Annotated in this window: 17 protein-coding genes; 4 read left to right on the forward strand and 13 right to left on the reverse strand. The window is 34.4% G+C overall.

Features of this window, described 5'->3' with window-relative positions:
- Positions 1 to 34 precede the first annotated feature (34 nt).
- The 12 genes from BLS98_RS14810 to BLS98_RS14865 form a co-directional block, all read right to left on the reverse strand.
- Positions 35 to 490, reverse strand: a complete 456-nt coding sequence (locus BLS98_RS14810; protein ID WP_089737266.1) for a hypothetical protein — start codon at positions 488 to 490, stop codon at positions 35 to 37.
- Positions 480 to 3,995, reverse strand: coding sequence for a hypothetical protein (locus tag BLS98_RS14815; protein WP_089737267.1), 3,516 nt, complete (start codon positions 3,993 to 3,995; stop codon positions 480 to 482). The genes BLS98_RS14810 and BLS98_RS14815 overlap by 11 nt, the downstream gene beginning before the upstream one ends.
- Positions 3,996 to 3,998: 3 nt before the next feature.
- Entirely contained in the window at positions 3,999 to 6,185 is a 2,187-nt protein-coding gene (locus tag BLS98_RS14820) for a hypothetical protein (RefSeq protein WP_089737268.1), read from the reverse strand.
- A gap of 327 nt (positions 6,186 to 6,512) precedes the next feature.
- Positions 6,513 to 6,773, reverse strand: a complete 261-nt coding sequence (locus BLS98_RS14825; protein ID WP_089737269.1) for a hypothetical protein — start codon at positions 6,771 to 6,773, stop codon at positions 6,513 to 6,515.
- Between the two features lie 420 nt (positions 6,774 to 7,193).
- Positions 7,194 to 8,654, reverse strand: coding sequence for a hypothetical protein (locus BLS98_RS14830; RefSeq protein WP_089737270.1), 1,461 nt, complete (start codon positions 8,652 to 8,654; stop codon positions 7,194 to 7,196).
- Positions 8,655 to 9,134: 480 nt separating this feature from the next.
- Positions 9,135 to 9,899, reverse strand: a complete 765-nt coding sequence (locus BLS98_RS14835; RefSeq protein ID WP_089737271.1) for a LytR/AlgR family response regulator transcription factor — start codon at positions 9,897 to 9,899, stop codon at positions 9,135 to 9,137.
- A gap of 75 nt (positions 9,900 to 9,974) precedes the next feature.
- Positions 9,975 to 11,294 (reverse strand): RagB/SusD family nutrient uptake outer membrane protein, encoded by a 1,320-nt coding sequence (locus BLS98_RS14840; protein WP_089737272.1) that lies wholly within the window; start codon positions 11,292 to 11,294, stop codon positions 9,975 to 9,977.
- A gap of 11 nt (positions 11,295 to 11,305) precedes the next feature.
- The gene (locus BLS98_RS14845; protein ID WP_089737273.1) at positions 11,306 to 14,638 is read right to left on the reverse strand and encodes a SusC/RagA family TonB-linked outer membrane protein; all 3,333 of its coding nucleotides are present in this window, start codon (positions 14,636 to 14,638) and stop codon (positions 11,306 to 11,308) included.
- 6 nt (positions 14,639 to 14,644) lie between these two features.
- Complete coding sequence (locus BLS98_RS14850; RefSeq protein WP_089737274.1) at positions 14,645 to 17,230, reverse strand: zinc-dependent metalloprotease; 2,586 nt, start codon at positions 17,228 to 17,230, stop codon at positions 14,645 to 14,647.
- 113 nt (positions 17,231 to 17,343) lie between these two features.
- Positions 17,344 to 18,939: a histidine kinase gene (locus BLS98_RS14855; protein ID WP_228425236.1), complete on the reverse strand. Its 1,596-nt coding sequence runs from the start codon at positions 18,937 to 18,939 to the stop codon at positions 17,344 to 17,346.
- A 259-nt stretch (positions 18,940 to 19,198) separates the two neighbouring features.
- A complete protein-coding gene (locus BLS98_RS14860) occupies positions 19,199 to 19,765 on the reverse strand; it encodes a cysteine hydrolase family protein (RefSeq protein ID WP_089737275.1) in 567 nt (188 codons plus the stop codon).
- Positions 19,766 to 19,777: 12 nt separating this feature from the next.
- Positions 19,778 to 20,722: an alpha/beta hydrolase gene (locus tag BLS98_RS14865; protein ID WP_089737276.1), complete on the reverse strand. Its 945-nt coding sequence runs from the start codon at positions 20,720 to 20,722 to the stop codon at positions 19,778 to 19,780.
- Between the two features lie 134 nt (positions 20,723 to 20,856).
- Here BLS98_RS14865 and BLS98_RS14870 point away from each other — a divergent pair, with 134 nt between their 5' ends.
- The 4 genes from BLS98_RS14870 to BLS98_RS14885 all read left to right on the forward strand — a co-directional run bounded on the left by BLS98_RS14870 (position 20,857) and on the right by BLS98_RS14885 (position 23,406).
- Complete coding sequence (locus BLS98_RS14870; protein WP_089737351.1) at positions 20,857 to 21,219, forward strand: winged helix-turn-helix transcriptional regulator; 363 nt, start codon at positions 20,857 to 20,859, stop codon at positions 21,217 to 21,219.
- 166 nt (positions 21,220 to 21,385) lie between these two features.
- Positions 21,386 to 22,561 carry a thioredoxin family protein gene (locus tag BLS98_RS14875; protein ID WP_089737277.1) on the forward strand — a complete coding sequence of 392 codons (1,176 nt, stop codon included), beginning with the start codon at positions 21,386 to 21,388 and terminating at the stop codon, positions 22,559 to 22,561.
- A gap of 7 nt (positions 22,562 to 22,568) precedes the next feature.
- The gene (locus BLS98_RS14880) at positions 22,569 to 23,195 is read left to right on the forward strand and encodes a DUF3575 domain-containing protein (protein WP_089737278.1); all 627 of its coding nucleotides are present in this window, start codon (positions 22,569 to 22,571) and stop codon (positions 23,193 to 23,195) included.
- 4 nt (positions 23,196 to 23,199) lie between these two features.
- On the forward strand, positions 23,200 to 23,406 hold the full coding sequence (locus BLS98_RS14885) for a hypothetical protein (protein ID WP_089737279.1): 207 nt from the start codon (positions 23,200 to 23,202) through the stop codon (positions 23,404 to 23,406).
- A 123-nt stretch (positions 23,407 to 23,529) separates the two neighbouring features.
- On the opposite strand, the gene BLS98_RS14890 is transcribed toward BLS98_RS14885, so the two are convergent.
- A complete protein-coding gene (locus tag BLS98_RS14890) occupies positions 23,530 to 24,726 on the reverse strand; it encodes an exo-beta-N-acetylmuramidase NamZ family protein (protein ID WP_089737352.1) in 1,197 nt (398 codons plus the stop codon).
- Positions 24,727 to 24,729: the final 3 nt, after the last annotated feature.

Consider the following 24,729-nt stretch of genomic DNA (forward strand, 5'->3'; position numbering starts at 1 on the left):
TTCATTTTGTAATTTCATTATTTGATGCTATAGATTAAGCAATGTCAATTTCTATATATTCGTTTGTAGCAGTCCAAGTACCATTTAACATTTGAATAAGTGCATTTACGATTTTGATAGGACCTGAAATAGGAAAAGGATGAGTATAATAATATTTAAATTCATTATCCTCAGTTTGTATATTTTGTAATTCCTGAACAGAAATATACATTCCTTTACTATTTAGATCTAATTTCACATGTTCTAAAACCTGAATTAAAGTTTGAATATCTGAACTACTCTCTATAAGTCTTCTCCATCCCAATGACATTGATCCAGTAGTATAACCATCTATATCAAATTTCATTTCTTCTAATAATTGATTTTTATTTGTAAGATTATATTGAGATTTTATTAATTCTTTATAGATATAATGAAAAACTAATTGCATAAAGCTTTCTTCTATCCAAAAACCTTTATCTTCTTTATATGACATTTTACTAGTTGGCATAATTTAATTTTATTAATTTATTATTAAAATGAGAGAAATTTAGTGAAATAAATTGATCTATGAAATTTTTAAAGTAGTCACTTGGTTGTCCCATAGCTATTGACATTTCATCAAAATATTTATAATCAATTACCACAAAATTTAAGGCATCCTTACCAGTAATTGGGTTAGAAATTTTATTAAAATGCCCTGCAATTGAACCTAGAAAACCTTCTTCTACTTTTGTAGCTAAATCATATTCACCTAAAAATTTTGGATAAAATTTTGGATTTAAAACTAGATTACGATGTTTATGAGTTATTCCTAACGGATCTAGTGTCTTATTATGATAAATACCTCCTTGCATAAAAATATCTCCGTTTTGCCTTCCTGTAGGAGGAAAAGCTTTTCCTCCATAAGTTAACTCTACATTTATAAAGCTGTCTGTTTCATGTACTCTGTAAGTACTTGCTGTTGCTCCATCATAAAAATCTGGCGGATTTAATTCTACTCTTCTGTTATTGTAATAATCAACATTATGTGTTGCCTCTGGAAACTCTAATAACCTCTTCATTTTATTTTCTGCAGTGATAATTATTGATTTTCCTTCTTTGTTAATAACAGTACAGGTTCGTAACATTTCATATCCATAATCTGAAGCCTTTCCATATCTTTTAGATAGAATTATCAACTTATCTACATCAGTAGGAGACCCCATTTTTTTAAAAGCATCTGCTAACTCTGGATCTAATTGAAATCGCATCCATCCTTTTAAAATACTAGAATCGCTTTTAAAAGCATTAAATAATGTAGCATTTCCATTTATAATATGTGGATCATTTAATATAGACCACCTTTTAGTATATTCAAGAGGTTCTAAAATATTTCTAAGAGGAGGTTCAATATAAAACTTTTTAATAATTTCATATTGATCCTGGTTAATTAACAAATCAATATCTTTTCTATCTTTAATAGCCATATTAAATAGACTTTTCCAATTATCAATAGATACAGGATAGTCATTTAATTTTTTAAATAAATCAGGATTTGCTTTAGAAAATTCATTTAAAAAGATTTTCTGAAAATCAACACCTCCGATATTTGATAATTCAATAAACTTATCATATAGCTTGGGATATTTAGAATGCAAACTACCTTTAATTGCTGTGATAGCAGCTGCTTCGGCTCCAACAAGTTTATCAATCAACGATTTTACCTCATTGGGAACTGCATTGTAAAGAGCAGGATTAGATGCTATTTTGTTTGCTGCTTTTGTTGCTTTTGTTCTTGCATATAATGTTGCACCGGCACCTAACATTGTTAACCAAAAGAAAAGGTTTGCTAATTGCTTTGCCGCTTCACTATTACTTGTGGTTGCTATATAGTTCATAGCATAAAAGCACATTGATACTGTAATGGTAATTACTTCAAATCCAACTTCGGCTCCCCTTAGTACCAATACAGCCTCATTAGAAGCCGCGGTAGCCCTTAATGCTTTACCGATTTTAACTGCATACTTAAGATATCTCAGGTCTTTTATGACACTTGCTCCTCCGGATACAAAAAATAATAATATTTCTGTAGAAACATCAATTCCTAAAGACCAAGCTGCATTAATATCCTTAAGCCTATCATATTCTTCACAATAATAATATACAAAAGCTGGCATAATAGGATCTTTAGGAAGAACATCTTTTAAATCTTCATAATCTTTATATCCTACTATATTCACAGGCTGGTAAAGATGTAAATACATATGTTCCTTTTGAGCTGGCCAAGACTTTGGATCTCCCACTTCATTTCCTATATAAACCCCATCTTGATTAACTGAACGAAAATTATTAGTAATTACTCTTGTAATGTGAACAATTTCATTATCAAGCTTTTTATCTATATAATAATTATTTTCAATCTGCTGAGAAAGCCCTATCCCAGGGCTATCACCCGGATATTGGGGAGGAAGATCTATTGTTCCAAATTCGAAAGTGGCAAATGTCTTTTCATCTCCATCTGGTTTGTAATATTTATCTCCTTCCGAAGTTTGGAAAAAAGCATTTGGATTAGTTCCTTCTCCAGTAGGAGTTATCCCGGATGGAATATACCTAAAATCATATTTACTATTTTTCCAAATCTTATACAATGCATAAATAAAATTTCTTCTATTTTTTTTACCTTCAGCAAAAAAACCAACTACAGGCGAAATTTGTTGAATATCGTGATCATCAAACAAGTTGAATAATGCCTCAAAATTTGTTCTCTTTCCATCTTTTCTTTCCAATAAAAAATCTAGAAACTTTTCACCATCAGTGGGAGAGAGATAAAACGAATGTATAATTTTTAAAATATTGGACTCAACTTCTCTAGAAATACTCTTTTGTCCAACATAATTTTTAATTAAATTAAGCCTTTCCGTTACATTCAATAAAGAAATTGCACTTGATGGTAATACAATGCTTAAATAATCAAATCTACTTTTATCTTGTTCACTTAGCACAGTTGTGCTCCAAGTATTAGGCAAGGAGTTAGGAGCTTTAAAAAACTTTATTTCACTTTTATAAGCAAGATTTTGATAAAAGTTCACTAAAGCATTATAATAATTATGGAACGGTTTATACAATCCTTGATAGAACTGATCCATATTAACATCAAAAGGTAATTCTTTTGTATTTGCTAAGTCTTTATATCCCCAATCAACCAACAAATGAGCAATCGTCTTATCTGTTTTCGTAAAATAACTTGTCGTAATTGGAGATGCCTCATCTATATACTTATGAACATCTTTATCGGCCGGTATATTTTTTATAAAATATAAAATATCTGAAAGTTTTTCAATTGCTATAATATCTAAAACCTCAAGAAAGATTTTATTAATTCTAAAACAAATTTTAATAATTCCCTCATATAATACTTCTTTATACGAAGAAGATATATTTAATGAATCAATTCTATTTTTAAAATTCTTCGTGAAAAAGTTTCCTTCTTCTATACTTGAATATGAAAACTCCTGATCTCTATCTTTTCTAATGATTTTACAATAATTAGGACTACTAATATCTAAGTTTTCCAGTGGATATTTACTTACATCTTTAAAATCTAATTCTGTGTTATTTATTTTAAATTCATAATTTGTGTAAATAAAATATTTTTTATAATTATCTGTTTTACTCCCAATTAAATCAACTCTATCATTTTTGAATAAGTCACCTTTTTTAGCAAACTCAAAATCTTCAAACCAATTTTCAGGTTTTAATAGGTTATCAATCTGGTTTTCATTTTTCCGATAATTTTCATATGCTAAATTCTTACAATAGCCTGTTTTAAATTTCTTATGTTTACGGTGTGATTCTTCAAAATCAATTTCACCCATATAAACATAATCAGTTCCATTATAATTAAAGGTAAGCAACTCTCCTTTTATATTATATCCTGTAGGTGTTACTTGATAATTTGCACCATTTATTTGAGGAGATTTACCCTTTAGCCTGACAGGTATCCCATTTTTAATTGTTACTACTGCTGTTTCCATTTCTTATGATTTTATTTTCTCATAAACATTACTATCACTTGCTAACACGACTAAAGGCATCCATTTTGCATATTCATCAGTAGAAAAAACCAGATTATCTGTAGTTGTTACATAAATTTTTTGATCTGGGCTTACAACAGTAAGTTTACCTTCTTGTGTTTCCCCAATCACAGATAAATTATATTTTTTATATTGGATCTTTTCAACAGATGTATAAAAGGTATTTTCATCTGAAAGTTCATTTTTGAAGTAAAATTTGGGATTATTTAATTGTTTATTTTCTATGATATCAACTAACTTTTGATTTTCAAAATCAGTAATTCCCAATAATTTTTTACTAGGAAGAGTACCTTCTTCTACTTGTAAAGACAGACCATTCATGATATTACCTTCAGAATCAGTATAAATAACTTTATTCAAATAATAAGGACTTTCAGGACGATAAAAGTTGTTTATTTTGTCACTATATGTAATAGTCCCACTATTACTATTATCCTGATATGCAGTTCTACCTTGAAAGAATCCACTAACATTCTGACGAATGTTATTTAATAGTGTTTCGTATGTAACCCTCATTAATGTAGTTGAATCGTCTTTAGATACGAGGTCTTCTACTCTTTTTGTTGTTACTGTCGCGATATCCTTTCCTTTTAATTCATTATCAAAATCAATGAGTAATAAATTTTGATCAATCACATAATGGACCTCATTACTCGATTTTGATTGAATACGAGGCTTGGCATTAATTAATCCGAAAATATCATCGATATCTTTCAAATTCCAAATCTCTTTTTCGGGAGTTGTGTTTGGAGTCGAAGGAGTGATTTCTGTCAATAAAGGAATTACTTTCCCTTCATAAACTAGCTGAATAAAGGAAGCTATATTAATCCCATTTGAAGTTTTAGAAATATCAAATACAATGGGTTTGGTAAACTCTTCATCACTAACGTTTTCTTGTAAAAGATTTTTTTCCCTAATAAAATAATCTTCGTGGTTAGTAACACTATTCAAATTTCCTTGTTTAACATATAATGCAGATCCTTCTTTACTATCTGTTGTCAATTTAATCGCCAAAGAAGATACATTATCTAAAATCTGAAGAGGCCAATCTTGTTCAAAAACTTTTTCTGAAAGATTATTAATCGTTGTACCTATTTTAATATTATTACTATTATCTGGGTTTACACTATGATTCCCATAGAAGTTGTAAGATCTTTGTCTGCTACCCTGAATATATAAATACGTTGTTCGCGCTGTCAAGAAACTCTGAATCTGATTATAAATAGCATCAGGAGTTTGCAGAACAGAGTTATCACTCATATGGATCTTCCCTTTCCCTTGGGTATGCAAACCATAAAAAGCTGCAATATCCAGGAACTGGGTGGCTGTTTCTCTGATCAGTTTCTTTTGAAAAGCATTGCTACCAACAGCCTGATCTAAAACATGGTCAGGTTTGCGGGCAAAAGCCAGGTTCAATTTAAAAGGATTAGGATCGTTCGCTACTGTATAATCCCCTTCATTCAAGACGATATCAATTCCCAGCTCTCCCGAAACATTTCCAAGATGAGTTCCTCTTGGAATCATCGGCAGTTCAAAAGCTTTTTTGGAATCTACCTCAGTAGTGGTGGTTCCGGTAGTTTGAACTTTCGAGATCTTAAGGAAATAATCATCAATTAGATCTTCTGCTGACTGATTCGTTCCTGCCGGATACCCGATATACTGAGCAGTAAACGGAGGAACAGTAATTCCCAGCATATTATAGAGCCCTGTAAATTCTTTTCTGATGACATCTACAAAACCTGTTACTCCTGTTCCATTATTGATGATGAGATTATTGTCAAAGAAATCTAATCTGTTCAGACCTCTGTATACGATATATTTGATCGCTAATCCTTTAATCGGCTGACTAAAAGGCTTTAGGATCGCATTTACTTTAGTGGAATCTGTTCCACAAGGTTGTAAAAATACCTGTCCCTGGCAAATAGTATATACTTTGCCAGTGTAGTCGCTTATTTTGGAGGTGGTCCTGAATACAGTACCATTAGCTCCAAATTTTCCGGCAGAGCTTTGCGAGAACTGCTTTCCTTTCTCCAGGAAGAAGAAAGATTCCGGCAGAAGATCAGGCCGCACGTTAAGCCCTTTGCTGTCGGGAGCTGTTGGTAAGCTTCCCGATGGAATATTTTGTGGCATTTTTGTTATTTTTGGTGTTAATAAAAGATAAGACGACAGTAATGATAAGTCTGGTAAAACTGAAAAGGACTCCGAACCCTTAAGGTCAATGAAGGCTTTAAGAATAATAAGCCTGGTTATTTTTTAAGGAGCGTTTTCTTAAAAATTCAATTTGATATTTCTTCATACATCTTAACTTCTTCAATAATTTTCTTATTCAGAGTTTTTCAGATTTCTTCAACGATTCAATGAGAAGAGGTTTGTTTTTTCCGGAAAAGACAAAACCCTTCCTGTACAATCATTCCGGGTGATTGTAGTATTGATTTTCACGGTGAAATAATCCCGGGATTATTGGGTGAAAATTACATATCCGTCTTTATCTTTTGGTAAATTTTGTAAGTTTCTCCAGGATGCTTTGATCTTTCGTTCGCCTTTCCAGATGAAGCTTCGCTCAAAATGGAGCAGGTTTCTAAAGAATATTAACCATTGGGTAATTCTTACTTTTGCTCCCCCGATAAGGGCTTCATCACATTCTTTTACTATCTGTGTGATTTCTTTCCTTATCAATGGATGGAGGTTTTTTATTTTGTTTTCATTTGGTTTATCCATGGATGGTTATGATTTTGTGATTTGATGTTTGATTCTTAAGCAAAGCTATTTGGGGTTGACGCCAAAACTTGACGTGTTATATTGTGTGATAAAAAAATGTAAAATTGTTTACTACCACAGGTATGAATCTTTATCATCTGATAGATTAGAAATGGTAAACATCCTTAGGATAAGCGCGTGTACAGTCATTATAGCTTGTTATTTAATTCTGAAACAAAAGTATAGGTCCTCAACGTCAAAACTTGACGCATTATATTTTTTTCGGGAAAATTTATCAAAAAAGTAGAATTCACTGAAATTGGTTATTTAATTAGACTGGAAGAGAGAATTTGAAGGTTTCTACTCTATTGTAGAAACAAGAATCCGGCAATAGAAGAATTAATCTATTGACGGATTCAATTATTTTGTATTGCTATTCAGTTACTTCTTACATTTACTATAATCTGAAATAATCTGTATCAGGTTTTGTTCATTTTTAAGATCAAAGCTTTCCTTTTTTAATTGATCAGAGACTGTTTTACAATCTTTGAGATAATCTGCCAGCTTTTCTGAAAGTTTGTCGTTTGATCTGTTATCAAGCATTTGTCCTTTAGGCTGCAGGTCTGTTTTGATGACATACTTCTGCAGCTCTACAGGATCCTGTAGTAACATAATCTTATTCTCTTTAGCAATCAGTTTGTAGAAGTAAGAATTATTTCCGTACATACTTCCATAATTCTGCAACTTCTTCATGAATTCTCCTTTTACATCCAATCCATAATAACATTCTTCATTTCCATTTTGGGAAACACAGAAATGCACTCCTGAGTCGGCATCATATATTTTGGTTGCCATACTATTCATCCCTGGTAATCTTTTCTTCAGAGTTACACGCTGTCCAAACCGATCTGCTCCGTCCTGAGGTAATTTTTGTCCGGTTCTTTCCGGATCCAACATTTCAAACCAAACCGTAATCGTTCCTTCTGTTTTCTTTCCTGATTTCTCAACCAGATATCCAGGAACATCATATAAATTGATGCTCCGGTTCACGGCATCGTTCATTTTTGCATGATGAAGCTCCTGATTTTTATAGTAAGCTTGATGCTCCAGGGTATACCCTTCAATAAAAAGATTAGCAACAAACTCATTGATAAATGCATAATCTGAAGGGGCATAAGGTCTCGTTGCTGTAAAAGTAAATTCATTATGATCAAAGGTTCTTACCAAATACGTTTTCAATCCCTGATTAGTCTGATACATAGAAGCCACCTTCACACCGTCCAGATCACTTACTTCAAGACATGGTCCTGCATTGTTGAATCCTGCACAATTAAACGCTTTTGAATATCCAATAATTTTAGATTGGTAGCCTCCGCTATTGATAAGAATTTCTCCGTTTGACCCCATTCTTGGATTATAAAGACTTCTGATGTTATCCAGTCTACTCTTTCTTGCATTATCCTCAGCAATACTATTGGTCTTTGCAGCCAGATATTTATCCCCCAGATTTTCTCTTGGAGTGGTAAAGAATTTTTCCAGTTCTGCTTTATCAAACCCATTTTCATTGAAAAGATGGTATTTTACAGCCAATTGATGGGCTACAATTTTATCCACCTTAAATGAGGTAGTGAGTACTTCATAAGGAATCTGAGTTGTTTTTCCATCTGCAGACTTCATATCCAGATAATATAGAAACTGCTCTTTGGCCAGGGTAACTCCTTTTAAGTCGGCATCAAAAACCTTCTCATTAGCCAGATTATAAAACTCAAAATGATCTCTGTAAGGCGACTTCAGGATTCCCACTTCCTTTTCATTGAATAGAATCTTATCTTTTTTCAGCTGTATCTTTTGTGAAAATACTATGCCTGAAAACATTAAAGCAAGAAATAAGTATATTTTCATAGTTCCGTTTTTAATCAATTAGTTTTAGGTGGAAAAATACGAAAAAAAATAAAGAGAAGAGAAATTGGAAGCTGGAGGTTATTGTTGTACGGTGAACTCTTATTTGTTGTTTGATGAATCCTAATAATGGTAATTAAAAATTAATATAATGCTTGAAAATCAAGAATATAATGATACTATTGAGATTATTCGTTGGAATGAAAAAATATAAAATAGTCACAAAAGATTTTCATCTTTAGTGGTCTTTTCTGACATATTATTTTGAGCTTCTAAAGTGTTAAAAAAATAAAGCTCTTGTGCCTTTTGTGGTTAATGCAAAGATAACTGAGAAAATAATTCAGAAATATGATAAAAAAAGGAGTCACAATATTGAGATTCCTCCTTCGTCGGAATGACAAAGTGTAAAAAATTAATAAAAGACTTAATTATATACTCTAACTTCAAAAACTTCCTTCTTCCAGCATCAGGCTTCCTGTCCTCCTAGTTCTTCAGCCAGTTCAGACATTCAGCGATCTGCATTTTACTGATAAAAACCTCATCACTTACTTCAGGCTTGGGAGAAAGTTTTAATTCTACTTTCTGACTTGAATGTTTAATGATTTCTGTAATCGCTTCTTTATTGATGATAAACTTTCGGTTTACTTTAAAGAAAACCTGTGGATTCAGTTTTTGGATAATATCTTTAATGGTATCATCAAAAATATAGGTTTGATTATCCATTGTAGTAAGGAAAAGGTATTTTCCGGAAGCAAAGAAGTAGGCTGTATTTTGCTCGTCTACAGATTTCAATTTATTGCCTTCTCTTACCATGAAACGTTTCATCATCTCAGTATCTTCTCCCTGGCGCAAGGTAGAAATGGATTTCAATAAAGGTTCCGGATCGAAATTATTTCTGATGGAAACAAATTTCTGTAATGCCTGATGAAGATCTTCTTCTTCAAAAGGTTTCAGCACATAGTCTATGGTAAAATGTTTGAAAACCCGCATTGCATACTCATCAAATGCTGTAATAAAGATGATGGGAGTAAAAAGCTCTACCTGCTCAAAGATTTCCAGACTCATCCCGTCGCCAAGATGAATATCCATAAAAATAAGATCTACAGAGTTATTTTCAAAGAAGTCAATTGCCTTTTTTTTAGAACGAAGAACTTCTATTTCCGTCACGGGAATGATGCTTTGTTTATCCAAAAGATCTTTTAGATAATTAACAGCCAGCAGCTCATCTTCTATAATGGCAATTTTCATAAATACAAAAGTACAAAAAAACCGCTAGAACGGTTAAATTCTAGCGGTTTCAGGGGTTGTTAATATGAAGTATTGTTATAAATTAGGATTATTCTTCCTCGCACTCATTGGATATTCTATTGTATATCTCGGATCATTCTGCTGAAGAATATAGTCCTTACCGTTAATGGTATGTTTAATTTCTTTCTGGTTAGCTCTTCTCAGATCAAACCATCTGTGTCCTTCTGCTGCAAATTCTCTCGCTCTTTCATCAAGGATAAAATTCATGAAGTCTGCAGTGTTCATTGGAGTTATTGTATTCTGAACAACAGTAAAACCTTCCGGAGTATATCTGTTTTTAAGAACTTTTGATAAGATTTCCTTTGCTTCATCAAGTTTGTTCAGTTTTAGAAGAGCCTCCGATTTTATGAAATACATTTCTGTAGTTCTGAAGGATACTTTAAATTCTGAGCTTCCTTTTTTAATGATTTTATACTGGCTTCCATTTTTTTCAAAATAGAGTTTAAACCTTTTATCTGCAGTGTTGTTGAATTTTGACATCAGCTCAGAAGATGCAAAAGATAAGTTCTGTGCAGCACTGTCAAATACATCATCCAAAGCCATAATAGATTCTACAGACATATAATGATGAGGCAGTGTGCTGCTTGCATTCAGGTCAACCAAGTCTCCTTTCATCGCTAATGCCTGCTCTGCGTAGGATAACGCTTTGTTCCAATCATTCTGATAAAGAGCTGTTCTTGCCTGTAAAGCAACTAATGCAATCTTAGAAAATCTGTAATTGATTCCGGCAGTTTGCTTTTGTTCTACCATAAAACCTTCTGCCTTGCTCATATCTGCATGAATCTGGTTATATACTTCCTGCACGCTGGATGGTTTCAATACAGCCTCAATATCCATTTCAAGACTGATAGGAACTCCTCTGTCTGAAGAAGCTGTAGCACTATTGTATGGTTTCGCATATAAATTCACCATATCAAAATAAGCATAAGCACGCAGTGCATAAGCTTCAGCAAGGATTTGTCTCTTTTCAGGAGAGTCTGCCATTGTTTTGCTTCCTTCATTGATGATCTGATTCAGATAAAAGATCACTGAATAAAACTTCACCCATGGAAACTCTGCTGTTGCAGAATCATTGTTTGTGTCTTTCCACATTGCAATTTCACGGTATACATTGAAATCGCTAATATTTTCATTGATTGTTACCTCATCGGTACGAAGCACTGATAAAGACTTGTGAGCAGGATATTTTGCATAGGCTGATGTAAGAACTTTACGGTAATCTTCAACAGTAGTTGGAATTACTTTTCCTTCAGGTTGAATATCCAAAAATCTATCACATCCTACAGTGGTAAAACTGATAACGGCTAATGCTATAATAGTTGTTATTTTTTTCATTTTTTTAAGTTTTAAAAAGAAACATTAAATCCTACTGTAACCGATTTAGCAATAGGCTGTGCATAAATATTACCATACGTTTCCGGATCAAAAAATCCTTTATATCCATTACTGAATACAAACAGGTTACGTCCTTCCACGCTCAGTCTAAGGCTATTGATTCCCATAGGAGCCGTAAACTCTTTTGGTAATGTATAACCCAGACGAATGCTGCTGATTCTTAGATAACTTACCTCCTTAGCCCATATATCAAGCAATCCATATGTATTGGAACGGTTACCCGCAAACCATTTATTAGCCATCCAGCCATTTGGATTAGCATCCATATCCGGACTTGTAATTCCCGGTAATGAACCTCCAGCTTCGTTAACTTCTCTTGTATAATTTCTTCCTCTGTCCAAATCCATTCCTCGGTAAGAAGGGCTACGCATCACCGTCTGCTTAAAGTTGAATGTTGCAGCAATAGTCAGATCAAAATTCTTCACTTTAAAGTTGTTGATGATCCCTCCTGTAAATTTAGGATCTCTGTCTCCTACGTAAGTAAATAGGTTTCTCAGTTCTTTGTTTGTTAATTTTGTATCTACAAACTGCCCGGGAAGGAAGTCTGCATATACGTCATACAATTTGAAGAACTCTTCGGCAGATACCTTTTCATTTCCTTTCCAGAATAATGGATTTCCATAGGCATCCATTCCTGCAGTTTTTAAAGCAAACACTGCGTTTACAGGAAGACCTTCTCTGGATGGAAGCATCGCATTGTCACGAGGCTGCTCACTTAGCACATTACTCTTGTTATGAGCAAAGTTGATGGTAGTAGACCACTTGAAGTTTGCGTTGTCTATGTTTCTGGTAGATAAAGCCAATTCAAAACCTTTGTTCGTAAGGCTTCCCCAGTTCATCATGGTATATTCAAATCCCGACTCAAGCGGAGTTTCCTTCATACTGATCATATCTGTTCCTTTTCTGCTGTATACATCAGCAGTAAGATTGATACGGTTTTTAAACAACCCTAAGTCAAGACCAAAGTTGACATTTGTTGTTTTTTCCCAACGAAGTTTATCGTTTGGCGGGCTGATTACGTTAATTACATCTTCTCTCATTCCCGGAAGAATATTGGCATAATTGTATTCACCAATAAAGAATGGTGAAGTATTACGGTCAATATTTCCCTGAAGACCATAAGAAGCTCTCAGCCTAAGGTTGGAAACAGGAGTTATATTCTGCATAAAGTTTTCCTTCGTTACCAGCCATGAACCTGAAACAGCCCATATCGGAAGATATTTATATTTTTTGTTGACCCCAAATAAGTTGGTACCATCATATCTTACACTTCCAAAGAACGTATACTTCTGATCGTATGTATAGGAAGCCGTAGCAAACATGGATGCATAAGCATTCTCTACTGGTGGCATTTCACGATACGTTTCGTACTTTTTCTCTGCTGCAAAATTGGAGCTAGGGAAAGCAATCGGAGTTGCAGTTCTTGTATTTTTGTTATATCCAAAAGCTCTGGTAAGGGTTGTATTATCTTCTGTCTTACGAAGCTCTGTTCCTGCCATCAAATCAATTTCATGTACAGAATTGATTTTAGTATTGTAGGTTCCCTGTAATTTCCAGTTGTATTGGAAGAAATCATTATCCCAGTTTTGTTTAACGTCTCCGGCAGGTAGGAAATATTTATATCCTCCGTCTTTATAATAACGGGTTCCTTCCTTCATCTTTCTTGTAAAATACGTCTCCTGTCCGGCATATTTTTCCGTCTTATTGGTATCATACTGAATCCCCAACTGAGAAGTAAATTTCAGATTTTTTGAAACTTTATATTCTAAATCTAAAATAGCCTTTAATGAATGGTTTTTCAATGTATAACTTGTATTCTGTCTTTCTTCTAAGAAGTTGAAAGGAATATACGTATCTGCGAAACCATCGATATCTTTATCATATCTGTAGCTTCCATCCGGGTTGAACGGATTCATGTATGGATTGGCATTTCTTGAATAATTAATCGGGCTTGCTGCAGCATCTGCATCCGTCATAAATGATTCTTTCTCACTTTGAGTACCAAAAACAGAAATCCCAGCCGTTAACTTATCACTTAACTTATAATTATTCTTTAAAGTAAGGTTATAACGTTTAAATCCAGTACCAATGGTTGTACCTTCTTCATCATAGTATCCTAAAGAGAAATAGTAATCTGAAGTTTCTCCACCTCCGGAAATACTCACTCCATATTGTTTATTGATGGCATTTCTGTACAACAATTTACCCCAATCAGTAGTGTTATTTCTTAACGCATTGATTTGATTACGTGTGACTGGAGTTAAGGCATCAAGTCCACCATTCCTAAAATCGTTAAGCTGGCTGTTTTGAGTTAAAATCCTCATCACTTCTCCTTTGTCTGCACGGTAAGTAAGATCTGCACGTTTGGCAAGCATTAGTTCAAGATCTACTTTCTCTGATGCATTCATCAGGTTTAATTTTTCAAAATCAGGACGAGCGGTTACGAAAGTATCTGCAGAGAAATTTAATCTCATGGTTCCTTTCTTTCCTTTCTTCGTGGTGATAGAAATTACCCCATTTGCTGCTCTTGCCCCATAAATTGCTGTTGCTGCAGCATCTTTCAGAATGGTAATATCTTCAATATCATTCGGGTTTAACCCTGCAATAGAGAAGTTCTGAAGCTGATCGATATTATCCTTATCACTGAAGTTGGGCACATCATTTCCTTCTAATGGAAGACCATCAATTACCCATAGCGGATCCTGCGGACCAGATAAAGACGCTGTTCCACGGATTCTGATTTTCGCAGGTCCTCCCGGAGATCCTGTTTCCGGAGTAACCACTACCCCGGCAATCTGTCCGGATAGCATCTGGTCTACACTCGCAACACCAGCCTGGCTGATGTTATCCATTTTTACCGTAGCAACCGCTGAAGTCTGTTTACGTTTCTCTATCTTTTGATATCCGGTAATGATAACTTCCTGAATTTTATTTTTATCTGAAACTTCAGGTACCAATCTTACCGTATAATTGGTTTTATCTTCATTAATCAAAATAATACGGGATTCATATCCCGGAAAGCTTACCAGAATAGATTTTGTATCTACCGGAATTTCCAGTATAAATTTCCCGTCTTTATCGGCTACTGTACCTACTGATACACTTTCGATAATTCCCGTAAGATCCGTTTTAGTAGAAACGGATTGTGTTTCTATTTTTACAGATGCTCCTGCAATTACGCTGGAAGTATTACCGTCTTCTATCTTTCCTGTAATGGTCTTCTTTTCCTGAGCCAACGCAACCTGGGCCGCTAAAAGAGGTAAAAGGATTAGAGTTTTTTTCATTGCTGTTTATTTGTTTAAAGCCTCTTCAATACGAATAATTAAGTCTGTGTAATGCGCTCTTGAAGCGTCATCACCTCTGTATCTGGTGTTGTTCATTATATTCAGAACTTTTTGAAGCTCTGCTCTCTTGTACGTCGTAACTTCAGATACTCTCTTCATGGATGAATAATTGATGTTTCTAAGGTTTTTACCTTCTTCATGATAGTTGCAGATCATTGGCATATTCAGCGTCTGATCTGTTTTCAATGTTTTTACGGCTGTTTTTTCGAATAATTTGTTCACCGAAACAATCAATGCATCCACGTAATTCTTCTGGGCCATTTTCTCAAGCATTGTAAGGCTTCCTTTCTTGTTAAAAATGGCTGTTCTCACTTGTTCAAATAAGTTTTCTACAGTGTAGATCTTATCTTTAGAACCTGACACCTCATGCTTTAATTCGTTCTCAAGAAGTCTAAGCAATCGGTCATCCATAAACAGGGAATAGATATTGGCATACTGCATTCCTCTTGCCAGGGTATATGGCGTCTGTTCAAATGGTCCCATTGGTGAATTTTTCACCGAATAGGTCTTTTCCGTAATTGGATTAAAGAATAACCATTCCGGAAGGTGAATTGAATTTTTAACCAAATAATCAACCGCTCTTCTCTGGGTTTCAGCAGGAACTGCTTCATAGGCTTTTTTCTTGTTTCCGAAAACTGTATTGTTCAGATAAATACCACCTACATTTGCCATTACATGTCCTGTATACAGATCCCATTGTCCAATAACACCCATGTATAATTTACCTGCATCCGTATAATCTTTTCCGTCTTCATAGGTCCATTTTAAAAGATTATTAGATACAACTTTCAGGTTTTTCATTCCGTATTCGCTGGCTTTCATGGCATCATCACCCAAATCTTCCGACTGTGAGCGTGGATCTATGGTTTCAAGGTAGCTCTGCTGTTCACCATAGAAATACAATGGATCATCTTCATGTTTATCAATCAGATTTTTTAATGCTCTTTTCTCTGCGAATTCATCCTGATACCAACGGTATCCCCATTCAATAGCATACTTATCATAGATTCCAATTTTTGGAGTGATGGCTGTAACACCATCTTCCGGCTGGGCAACGTAGTTGTAACGTGCATAATCCATGATGGAAGGTGCCGTACCACCCATTTTATCTGTAAATTCTTTGGAACGAAGCGATTCTACAGGGAATGCAAAAGAAGATCCCATATTATGCTTTAGTCCGAAAGTATGTCCCACTTCATGAGATGATACAAAACGGATAGCTTCTCCCATATATTCATCACTGAATTTATTGGCTCTCGCTTTCGGATCGATAGGGCCTATCTGAATTCTCATCCATTCCTGAAGAGAAGTCATTACATTATGCCACCAGATGATATCCGCTTCAATGATCTCCCCACTTCTCGGATCCACTACAGATGGTCCCATCGCGTTAGACTTTGGAGACGCTGCATAGGTAATCACAGAATATCTTACATCATCAATATCAAAATCTTCATCTTTTTCATCCGGCATCTTAGCAATCACTGCATTTTTGAAACCTGCCTGTTCAAAAGCAACCTGCCAGTCATGAACTCCGGCAATGATTTTCTCACGCCATTGTTTTGGTGTTGAAGGATCTATATAATAAACGATCTGTTTTTTAGGCTCTACGAGTTCACCTCTCAGATATTTTTCCTTGTCTTCGTCTTTAGGCTCCAGGTTCCAACGAGTGATGAAAAATTTCTCATCCATTTTCTGCTGCTGGTCATTAAAAAACCAATGCTTTTCACTAAAGAATCCTACTCTTGCGTCTGCAATCCTTGGTTTCATAGGAATTTTAGGAAGCAATACCAGGTTACTGGTTACTCCAAGTGTTACCGGTAAATCTACTCCACCTTCATTTACAGAAGTAGTTAATTGAGATTTCACCACAAGGTTTTCCGGGAATGTTTTTACTCCATCAATAAAGGAAAGACTTGATTTTACTGATCCGCCAAGACCTACATTAGCCAACACATCATTAAAGCTTTTCTGATTTCCGTCAAAAACCTTATTCACTTTAATGGCTACCGAAGTAGAATCATTGTTCTGGGCTTCAATATCAAAAACCTCAATGACAGATCCTGAAAAGTTATCTTTAACAGATTTTGTAATGGCATCATTTTTAGGAGAAGATACCTTAGCTTCAGAAGTTCTTACCCATACCTTTTTAGCCACTCTGTCTCTGTGAAAAGAAATGATCTTATTTTCATAATTCATTCCTTTGTTCAAACCTGCCTCATTCACCTGTAATGGCACCTGAGAAAGCTTGTTCACTACCAAAAACTGGCGTTCCATCAAACTGTCAGGAATTTCAAAATAAAGGTCTGTTTTTACCTGAATAGTATTGAAAAGTCCTTTTTTATAAGTCCCTTTCTTAATCAGTTCGTCAATTTTTTTAGCTTTTTTTGATGATGAAACATCAGCTTTTTCGGTTTTGTCCTTGGTCGTTTTTACAGTATCTTTTTTCTGTGCAAGAACTGCCGGCGATGCCATAGCTAGTCCCAGATACAGTGCAAGCCTGTAATTCTTCATTAAAATAGTCCGATTCATTCCAAATAGTAAATATCTTAGTTTCAGCTGGCAAAGCTATAGGTATAGTGAATTATATAGAGTGTTTTAGGGAGTGAAAGGTGATTATTCGGGAGTGAATGGATTTTTCCATTTTATTTCATTAATGGCAAAAAACATATAAACTTTTCACCATCTACAGAAATATGAAGCGGATTTTCTCTAAAATACTCATAAACCTGATTCAAATAATCAATTCCGAATTTTTCTCCCTGCACTCCTTCCGTTTTGGGCTGATAGGTATTCTTTACTGTGATCCCTTTTCTTTCTACTTCTATTGTAATTTCCAAAGGTTGATCTATTGTCGCAACATTATGTTTTATAGCGTTTTCCGTGACAATCTGAAGAGATAAATAGGGAATTCGTTTCTTTAAGCTTTCAGGATCTTTTACGATAAGCTGGAAATTCAGTTCTTCATCAAACCTACTTTTCAAAAGCTCCATATATTTCTGAATAAAATCAATTTCCTTGGAAACAGGTACTATATTTCCCTTTGGTGGAACAATCAGGTATCTGTAGATCTTCGAAAGATTCATTGTAAACTTCTGGGCGTTCTCCTTATTAATTCCAATCAACATATATAAAGAGTTCAAAGAATTGAACAGAAAATGCGGGTTGATATTATTCTTAAGCTGCTGCAACTGGTTAATGACTTCCGCTTTATGCATTTTTTCATTCTCTATCAATAGCAGATTTTTCTCGGACTGTATCTTTTCTTTTTCCTTATAAGCTATACTGGTAGACCTCTGGAATAAAATGAAAACAGTAACAATCATAAATAAAGCCGCCAGGAATATATAAACCGTATAGGTTTTTACTTTATCGATATTTTCATCCGTAATAAAGTTGACATAATTTACCACTGCATATCCATCAAAATTGTCCGTTTTCAAAGGTTTTATAAAGCGAGTGACTTCCATTGCCAAATATTCTGAGTTGGCCAACCCTTCTGTATATCCTGATTTTACATTACTGCATAAAGTGTCTTTTGCCTTAATATCTGTAAAGTTGAAAATATTCTTCCCGATATACTTTTTTTCAGGATGGGTAATACAGACTCCTTCTTTGGTAAAAACATAAGCATAGGTATTGGAGCTTTTATCTACATTGGTAAAATATTGATGAAGATCATCCAAACTTACAGTAGAACCATAATACAGAACATTTTTCTGCGGCAATACTAGAGAGTCATAACTTACCCAGAACATACTGTCTTTACGGCTTATTAAAAGATCTTTGAAGTGACCGGAACCACTATTTTTTATGGCAATAGATCCTCCTTCTTTATTTCTCTCCTTGAAAATACCGGATAATGGATTATTACTTTCATATTTTCCTGTTTTACTATTGTCGTAATAATACCAACTATAGGTTAGCAGGTTTCTTTTTTTGTTTAAATCATTTAAAACCAGAGAATAATCTCTATAATTTTTCAATCCGTCTTTTTGAATCAACTCACGAAGCAGATATTGATAATCTTCAATATTCCTGAATTCGCTTTCCACAGATTCATATTTTCTGAAGAAAGTCTTTTTCGCAAAGTCTTCATTATTTTTACGATTATCTTCGGCAATTAAATGACTTAAAACAGCAAAAGCCACAACTGCAATCAAACAGGTGGATAAAGCGGCAACGTAAATAGATTTTTGGGATAAGGCGTGTTTAAAGCTAATATTCAATTTCTTCTGCATTCTATTTTCTTACACAGAAAACCTTAACAATGCTGGAGTAAAGCCTATATTTTTTAAGATCGCCTCTGTAGATAAATTATTCGTTTGCAAAGATATAACAAAGATCTCAGGACCATTTAGTGAATTAAAATTATCTTAAAATTTGCTCTGAATATGACTTATTTCTGATCAAAAATTCAGAAGAAAAGTAGCTTTGTTAAAAAAAACAAAAACTGTCACCATTGTGACAGTTTCAAAACTTTCAGGATTTCAAAACTTTCTACAAGCTTTTTAATAATTCTTCAGCATTCAGAACCGTTGCAAATTCTTCATTTAAATTGGCCAATGCCATAAGATGAACCAGTTCTGCATCATATTTTTCTCCATGTATTCCTATTCTATCAAAAGCAGCTGTAGCATCTGAAATAACATACGTTTCATATCCGAAGTTTCCTGCCATTCTTGTTGTTGTAGAAACACAATGATTGGTTGTAATTCCTAAAATCACTACTGTATTTATTTTCTGAGTGTCTAATTTTTCTTTCAGATCTGTTCCTATAAAAGCACTGTTGACGTTTTTGGTGATAATATATTCACCCTGTTGAGGTAAGACGTTCTCATTAAATTCAAATCCCGAATTAGACTCATGCAATTTAGATTGAGGATTGGCTGAACTGTGTCGGATATGAAATATTGGCAAATTTAATTCCCGCCATCTTTCCAGTATTCTCCCACTTATTTTTTCTGCATCTTTATTATTTCTATTGCCACCCCAATAGTTTTCATCAAAAAATCCTTTTTGAATATCTATTAGGATTAAAGCCGGTTTTTTTTCTCGCAATTTCATTTGTTTTCATTTTTATTTGAATAATTTACTCATCATAAATTTTTTATATTCATTGGTTAAAGGGCAGTCAAAAAGATCGAATACATGCACTGCTCCGGGAACCACCCATAATTCGGTAGCAACACCTGCCTGATATAAAAGTTGGGAAAACTCAATTCCTTCGTCTCTTAAAGGATCAAGCTCACAGGCCACGATGGTAGTTTGAGGCAATGCAGAGAAATTACGATAATGAGTAAGGTCTGAATAGGTAATACTCTTATTCCTATTTTCTTTCCCAAGAAAATGCTGCCATGCTATTTCAGCATACTTTCTGCTCCATAACGGTGAATCTGTAAATTCCTGCATAGATGGTGTATTCAATCCGTTATGAATAACCGGATATAATAAAAACTGATGTTTTATATTATCAATATTCTGATCAGCCGCCATCTGAGTAACTGCTGCTGCCAAATGTCCTCCGGCACTCGCTCCGGAAATAGTAAGATTTTCAGGATCAATCCCCAATTGAGGCCCGCCATTATCTATCACCCACTTTAAAGTATCAAAACCATCCAAAACAGGTATAGGAAACTTATGTTGAGGGGTTAATCTGTAATCTACCGATACAATGGTTGCCTGTAATCCATCTGCTATTTCAAACATCTGGCTGTCCACCTGCTCCGGCAAACCAAAAACATAACCGCCGCCATGAAAATAAATCAACGTTTTATTCCTGTTGAATTTTTCCGGCTGATAAATATGCAATCGTATTTCTTCCCCATCCACTGAGCTTGGAATGAAAATGTCTTTCACCTTAATATAATCCGGCCGTTTAACAGGATTAGCTTTTGAAAATTCTATTCTTTCCTTTTGGATCACTTCAGGAGCGTTCAAAAATATATTCTCATCAAGTTCCAACGAGTACGGAATACTTTCAATACTAGCTCTTAGCTCTTTATTAATTCTATTTAAATCCATAACATCATCATATAAAAAATCTATAAGAATAGGATATATATCCTATATTCTGTGTTTAATTTGTAAATTTAAATCATCAATGCTGTATAGCACAAGTGTACAAAAGATTGTATGAAGCGAACAAAAATGTTAGTATGAGTATTAAAGAATCATCCACCAATAACGAGAATAAAAAAACAATGGAATCCTGTTGTTCCGAAATATATGCCGTTAACCTGATTAGCGGACGATGGATTCTTTCCATCTGTTATCAGCTTAAACAGGAAAGGCTGAGATTTGTTGAGCTAAAAAACAGAATTCCTAATATTTCCGAAAGGATGCTCACCCTACAGCTGAAAAAAATGGAACAGGAAAATCTCGTGATAAAAACAGTGTATGCTGAGGTTCCGCCCCGAGTGGAATATGAATTATCTGAAATAGGAAAAAAATTGCTTCCGGTGCTCAGCCAGCTTGAACTTTGGGGTAAAGAACATAAAGAATCTAAGAAAAAGGACTAATCATTTTATTATGGTAAAAAATAAAATAAAGTAACTCCACTCTATTCAAAAAAAATCAGGACCTAAAGCTGGAAGTCTTAAAATTAGTTAATATCAACATTCAAATTCCGATTCCATCTTTTATATTTTGAAAATTATTTATCTTCGCTTCAAATCTTATTTGAAAATGAAGAAGATCATCTCCGGGATATCTATTGTTTGCTCTATCATCATCTCTGCTCAAGAGACTATACAGTTTCAGGAACTACCATTTAAAGAAATTATAGCAAAAGCCAAAAAAGAAAAGAAGCTGGTTTTTATTGATGCGTATGCTTCCTGGTGTGGACCATGCAAAATGATGGAAAAAAATGTTTTTCCTCAGAAATCCGTGAGAGAATATTTCAATACCAACTTCATTAATGCAAGATTTGACATGGAAAAAGGTGAAGGAAGAGATCTTGCTGCCAAATTTGGAGTTAGATCTTACCCTACTTATCTTTTCCTGAATGGTGAAGGCGAACTTGTTTCCAGAAATACAGGCTATATGGAAGAAAGTATGTTTGTAGCGATGGCTCAGGATATCAATTCACAGGGAAATAAAAAAGGTTCTCTGAAAGAAAGGTTTGCTAACGGAGAAAAAGATCCCGATTTCCTGATCAATATTATGAAGCTTAATTCTGATACGGATTACGAGTTTGCAAAAAAAGCCTCTGAAAGATATTTTGAAAACAAAAAAGCAGCCGATCCTCTTTCAAAGGAAGAAATAGGATATATGTTATTTTTCCTGAAGTCTACAGAAGATTCCAATTATAAAGCCTTTGCTTCCAGAAAAGCAGAAATTATTAAATTTCTTCCTGAAGAAACATACAACGAATTTGATGGCCAGTTAAAGCTATCAAAAATCGTAGAACAATCCATTGATGATAAAAACAAAAAAATCAATGATGGGTATTTTATGAAAATGGCTGAACCCTTGGTAGGAAAACAAACCGCCGTTACAAAACTCAGCCAGACCAAGCTTCATTACTACGAGTTAAATGCTAATTTCCCGGAATACGAAAAAGCAGCTTTGGATTACTATAAAAATCCAGAAACTTTCAATCCTGATGAGCTTTTAAGAGCCGCATGGGTATTTGCAGATCATGTACAAACACAGTCCTCTTTAAAAAAGGCAACTGAATGGGCGGAAAAGTCTGTAATGAGAGGAGAAACTTCAGAAAACACCTATATCTTAGCTAAACTTTATTTATTAACAGGAAATAAAGATATGGCAAAAAATTACGCTGAAATGTCTAGAAACATGGCCGTTCAGGCTAACCGAGATTCCAAATTAGCGGAAGAATTATTAAAGCAAATAAAATAAACACTTGATGAAATACAGAGTATTAATGGGAGCTTTGGCATTCCTGAGCATAGGTTCACTAAAGGCTCAGGAGCAGGAACAAAGCGAAGAGAAAAGTTTATATGTAAAGGGAAATGCTCTTTTTCTACCAATAGGTATTTTCAATTTAGGTATAGAAAAACAAATTAGTCCTAAATATACCCTTCAGGGAGATGTCTTTATCTCACCGTGGAAGTCTTTCGCGGGACATGAATTACAATATTATTCTGTTTCAGCAGAAGGAAGATATTATTTCAAAGAGGCTTTCAAGCATTGGTATATAGGGGCTAACCTTTCTGTTGCTGCTTACAAAGCTTCAAAATGGAACTATTGGAATGATAATATCACTCAAAAAGATGACGGAGAATATATTATGAATTCTAATCTTTATCAAAAAGGATATTCTATCATGTTAGGAGTTACGGGTGGATATCAGTTTCAATTGTCTGAACGTTGGAATCTTGACCTGTATGCTACGATAGGTACTGCACAAAGTTTTTATAAAGGATATGACAGAACCACAGGAAAACGTTATGACTCTCCAGAGAATTTTAACAAAAGTGGTGAAATTATACCCTACAGAGGAGGTGTAATGATCTCTTACAAATTTAAATAATACAATGAAGCCATTCGGAAAAAATCATATTATCATTTCAGTGATCACTTTTGTGATCCTATTTTTAATGAATTATCTGGGAAATGATCTTCCAGACAAAACACAAAGAGCCTTGTTAACTGCCTTTGCAGGTGTTGTAGGTTTAACGATTGGACTCTTTATATTAAATAAGGGCAAGAACGATAAAACTCCACCCCAAAATTTTGATTAAAAAGTTGGAAGACGGAAACTGGAAGCTGGAAGTTATTTTTAGTCATATTTTTTTGTGACCATCATAACTTCCAGCTTTCAATTTTACAAATCAATATCTCTTCTTCTGGATTGATATTTATGATTAATCTTCGTATACTACATATCGGGTTCTGATCTTTTCAAAATCTTCAAGATCCTTCTTCCATGAAGATTTAATCTCCGGAATTGATTTTCCGGCAATAATCTGCTTTCTGAATTCATCAGTTCCGGAAAGAGTATCAAACCAAAGATTTTTCAAAAAGAAATCCAGTTGAGGATTTTTGTAGTTCTGATATGCCTTAATCACCCATTCAAGGTTCAGTTCTCTTAAATCCTTAGAATAGTTGGACAGATCTTCTCCATAACATAATTTACCGTTCAAAAATGGATCTTTAGCTCCGTAACTTGGTTTTGGAGTAAACTTATAAGGAAGGCTTTCCGTCCATGGTGAACCATAAATCTGGAAAGGTTGATCTGTACCTCTTCCCACAGAAACCTGAGTTCCTTCAAAGAAGCATAAACTTGGATATAAATTGATGGCTTTATCGTTGGGTAGGTTTGGAGATGGTTTATCCAACATCGGATACCGTTGTTTTTTATGGTAATTCTTCATCTGGACCAAAGTATATTTCGCCTGAACTCCATTTTTCAGCCACTTTTCTCCATTCACCATTTTTCCGTATTCACCAATAGTAAGACCATATACTACCGGAACTTCATGCATTCCCACGAAACTTGTCCATTTCTTTTTCAAAACAGGACCGTCAGTATAGCCATCATGTGGGTTAGGGCGATCCAGAACCATTACTTCAACGTTATTTTCAGCACCCGCTTCCATAAGATAAGTTAGAGTAGAAATATAAGTATAGAATCTTACCCCTACATCCTGAATATCAAAAACCACAAGATCTATTCCTGCCAATTGTTCAGGTTTCGGCTTTTTATTACTTGCATACAGGGAAACAATTGGAATTCCGGTCTTCACATCTACTCCGTTTTTCACTTTGGCTCCCGCATCTGCATCACCTCTGAAACCATGTTCTGGTGCAAAAATAGCTTTAATCTTCACTCCGTTTTTCACTAAAAAGTCCACCAAATGAGTTCTGTCACTCATCAAACCTGTCTGATTCGTCACCACACCAATGGTTTTGCCTTCTAATAAAGGTAAATACAGCTCAGGTTGATCTGCCCCGGTTTTAAAATCCGGTTGAACTTGAGTTTGAGAATAATATTGATTGAATACTCCTAAAAAAATTAGGCAAATCAGAAGTAAATTTTTAATTTTGAAATCTAAATTCATAAG

The sequence above is a fragment of the Chryseobacterium jejuense genome (assembly GCF_900100075.1).
GTDB classification, from domain to species: Bacteria; Bacteroidota; Bacteroidia; order Flavobacteriales; family Weeksellaceae; genus Chryseobacterium; species Chryseobacterium jejuense.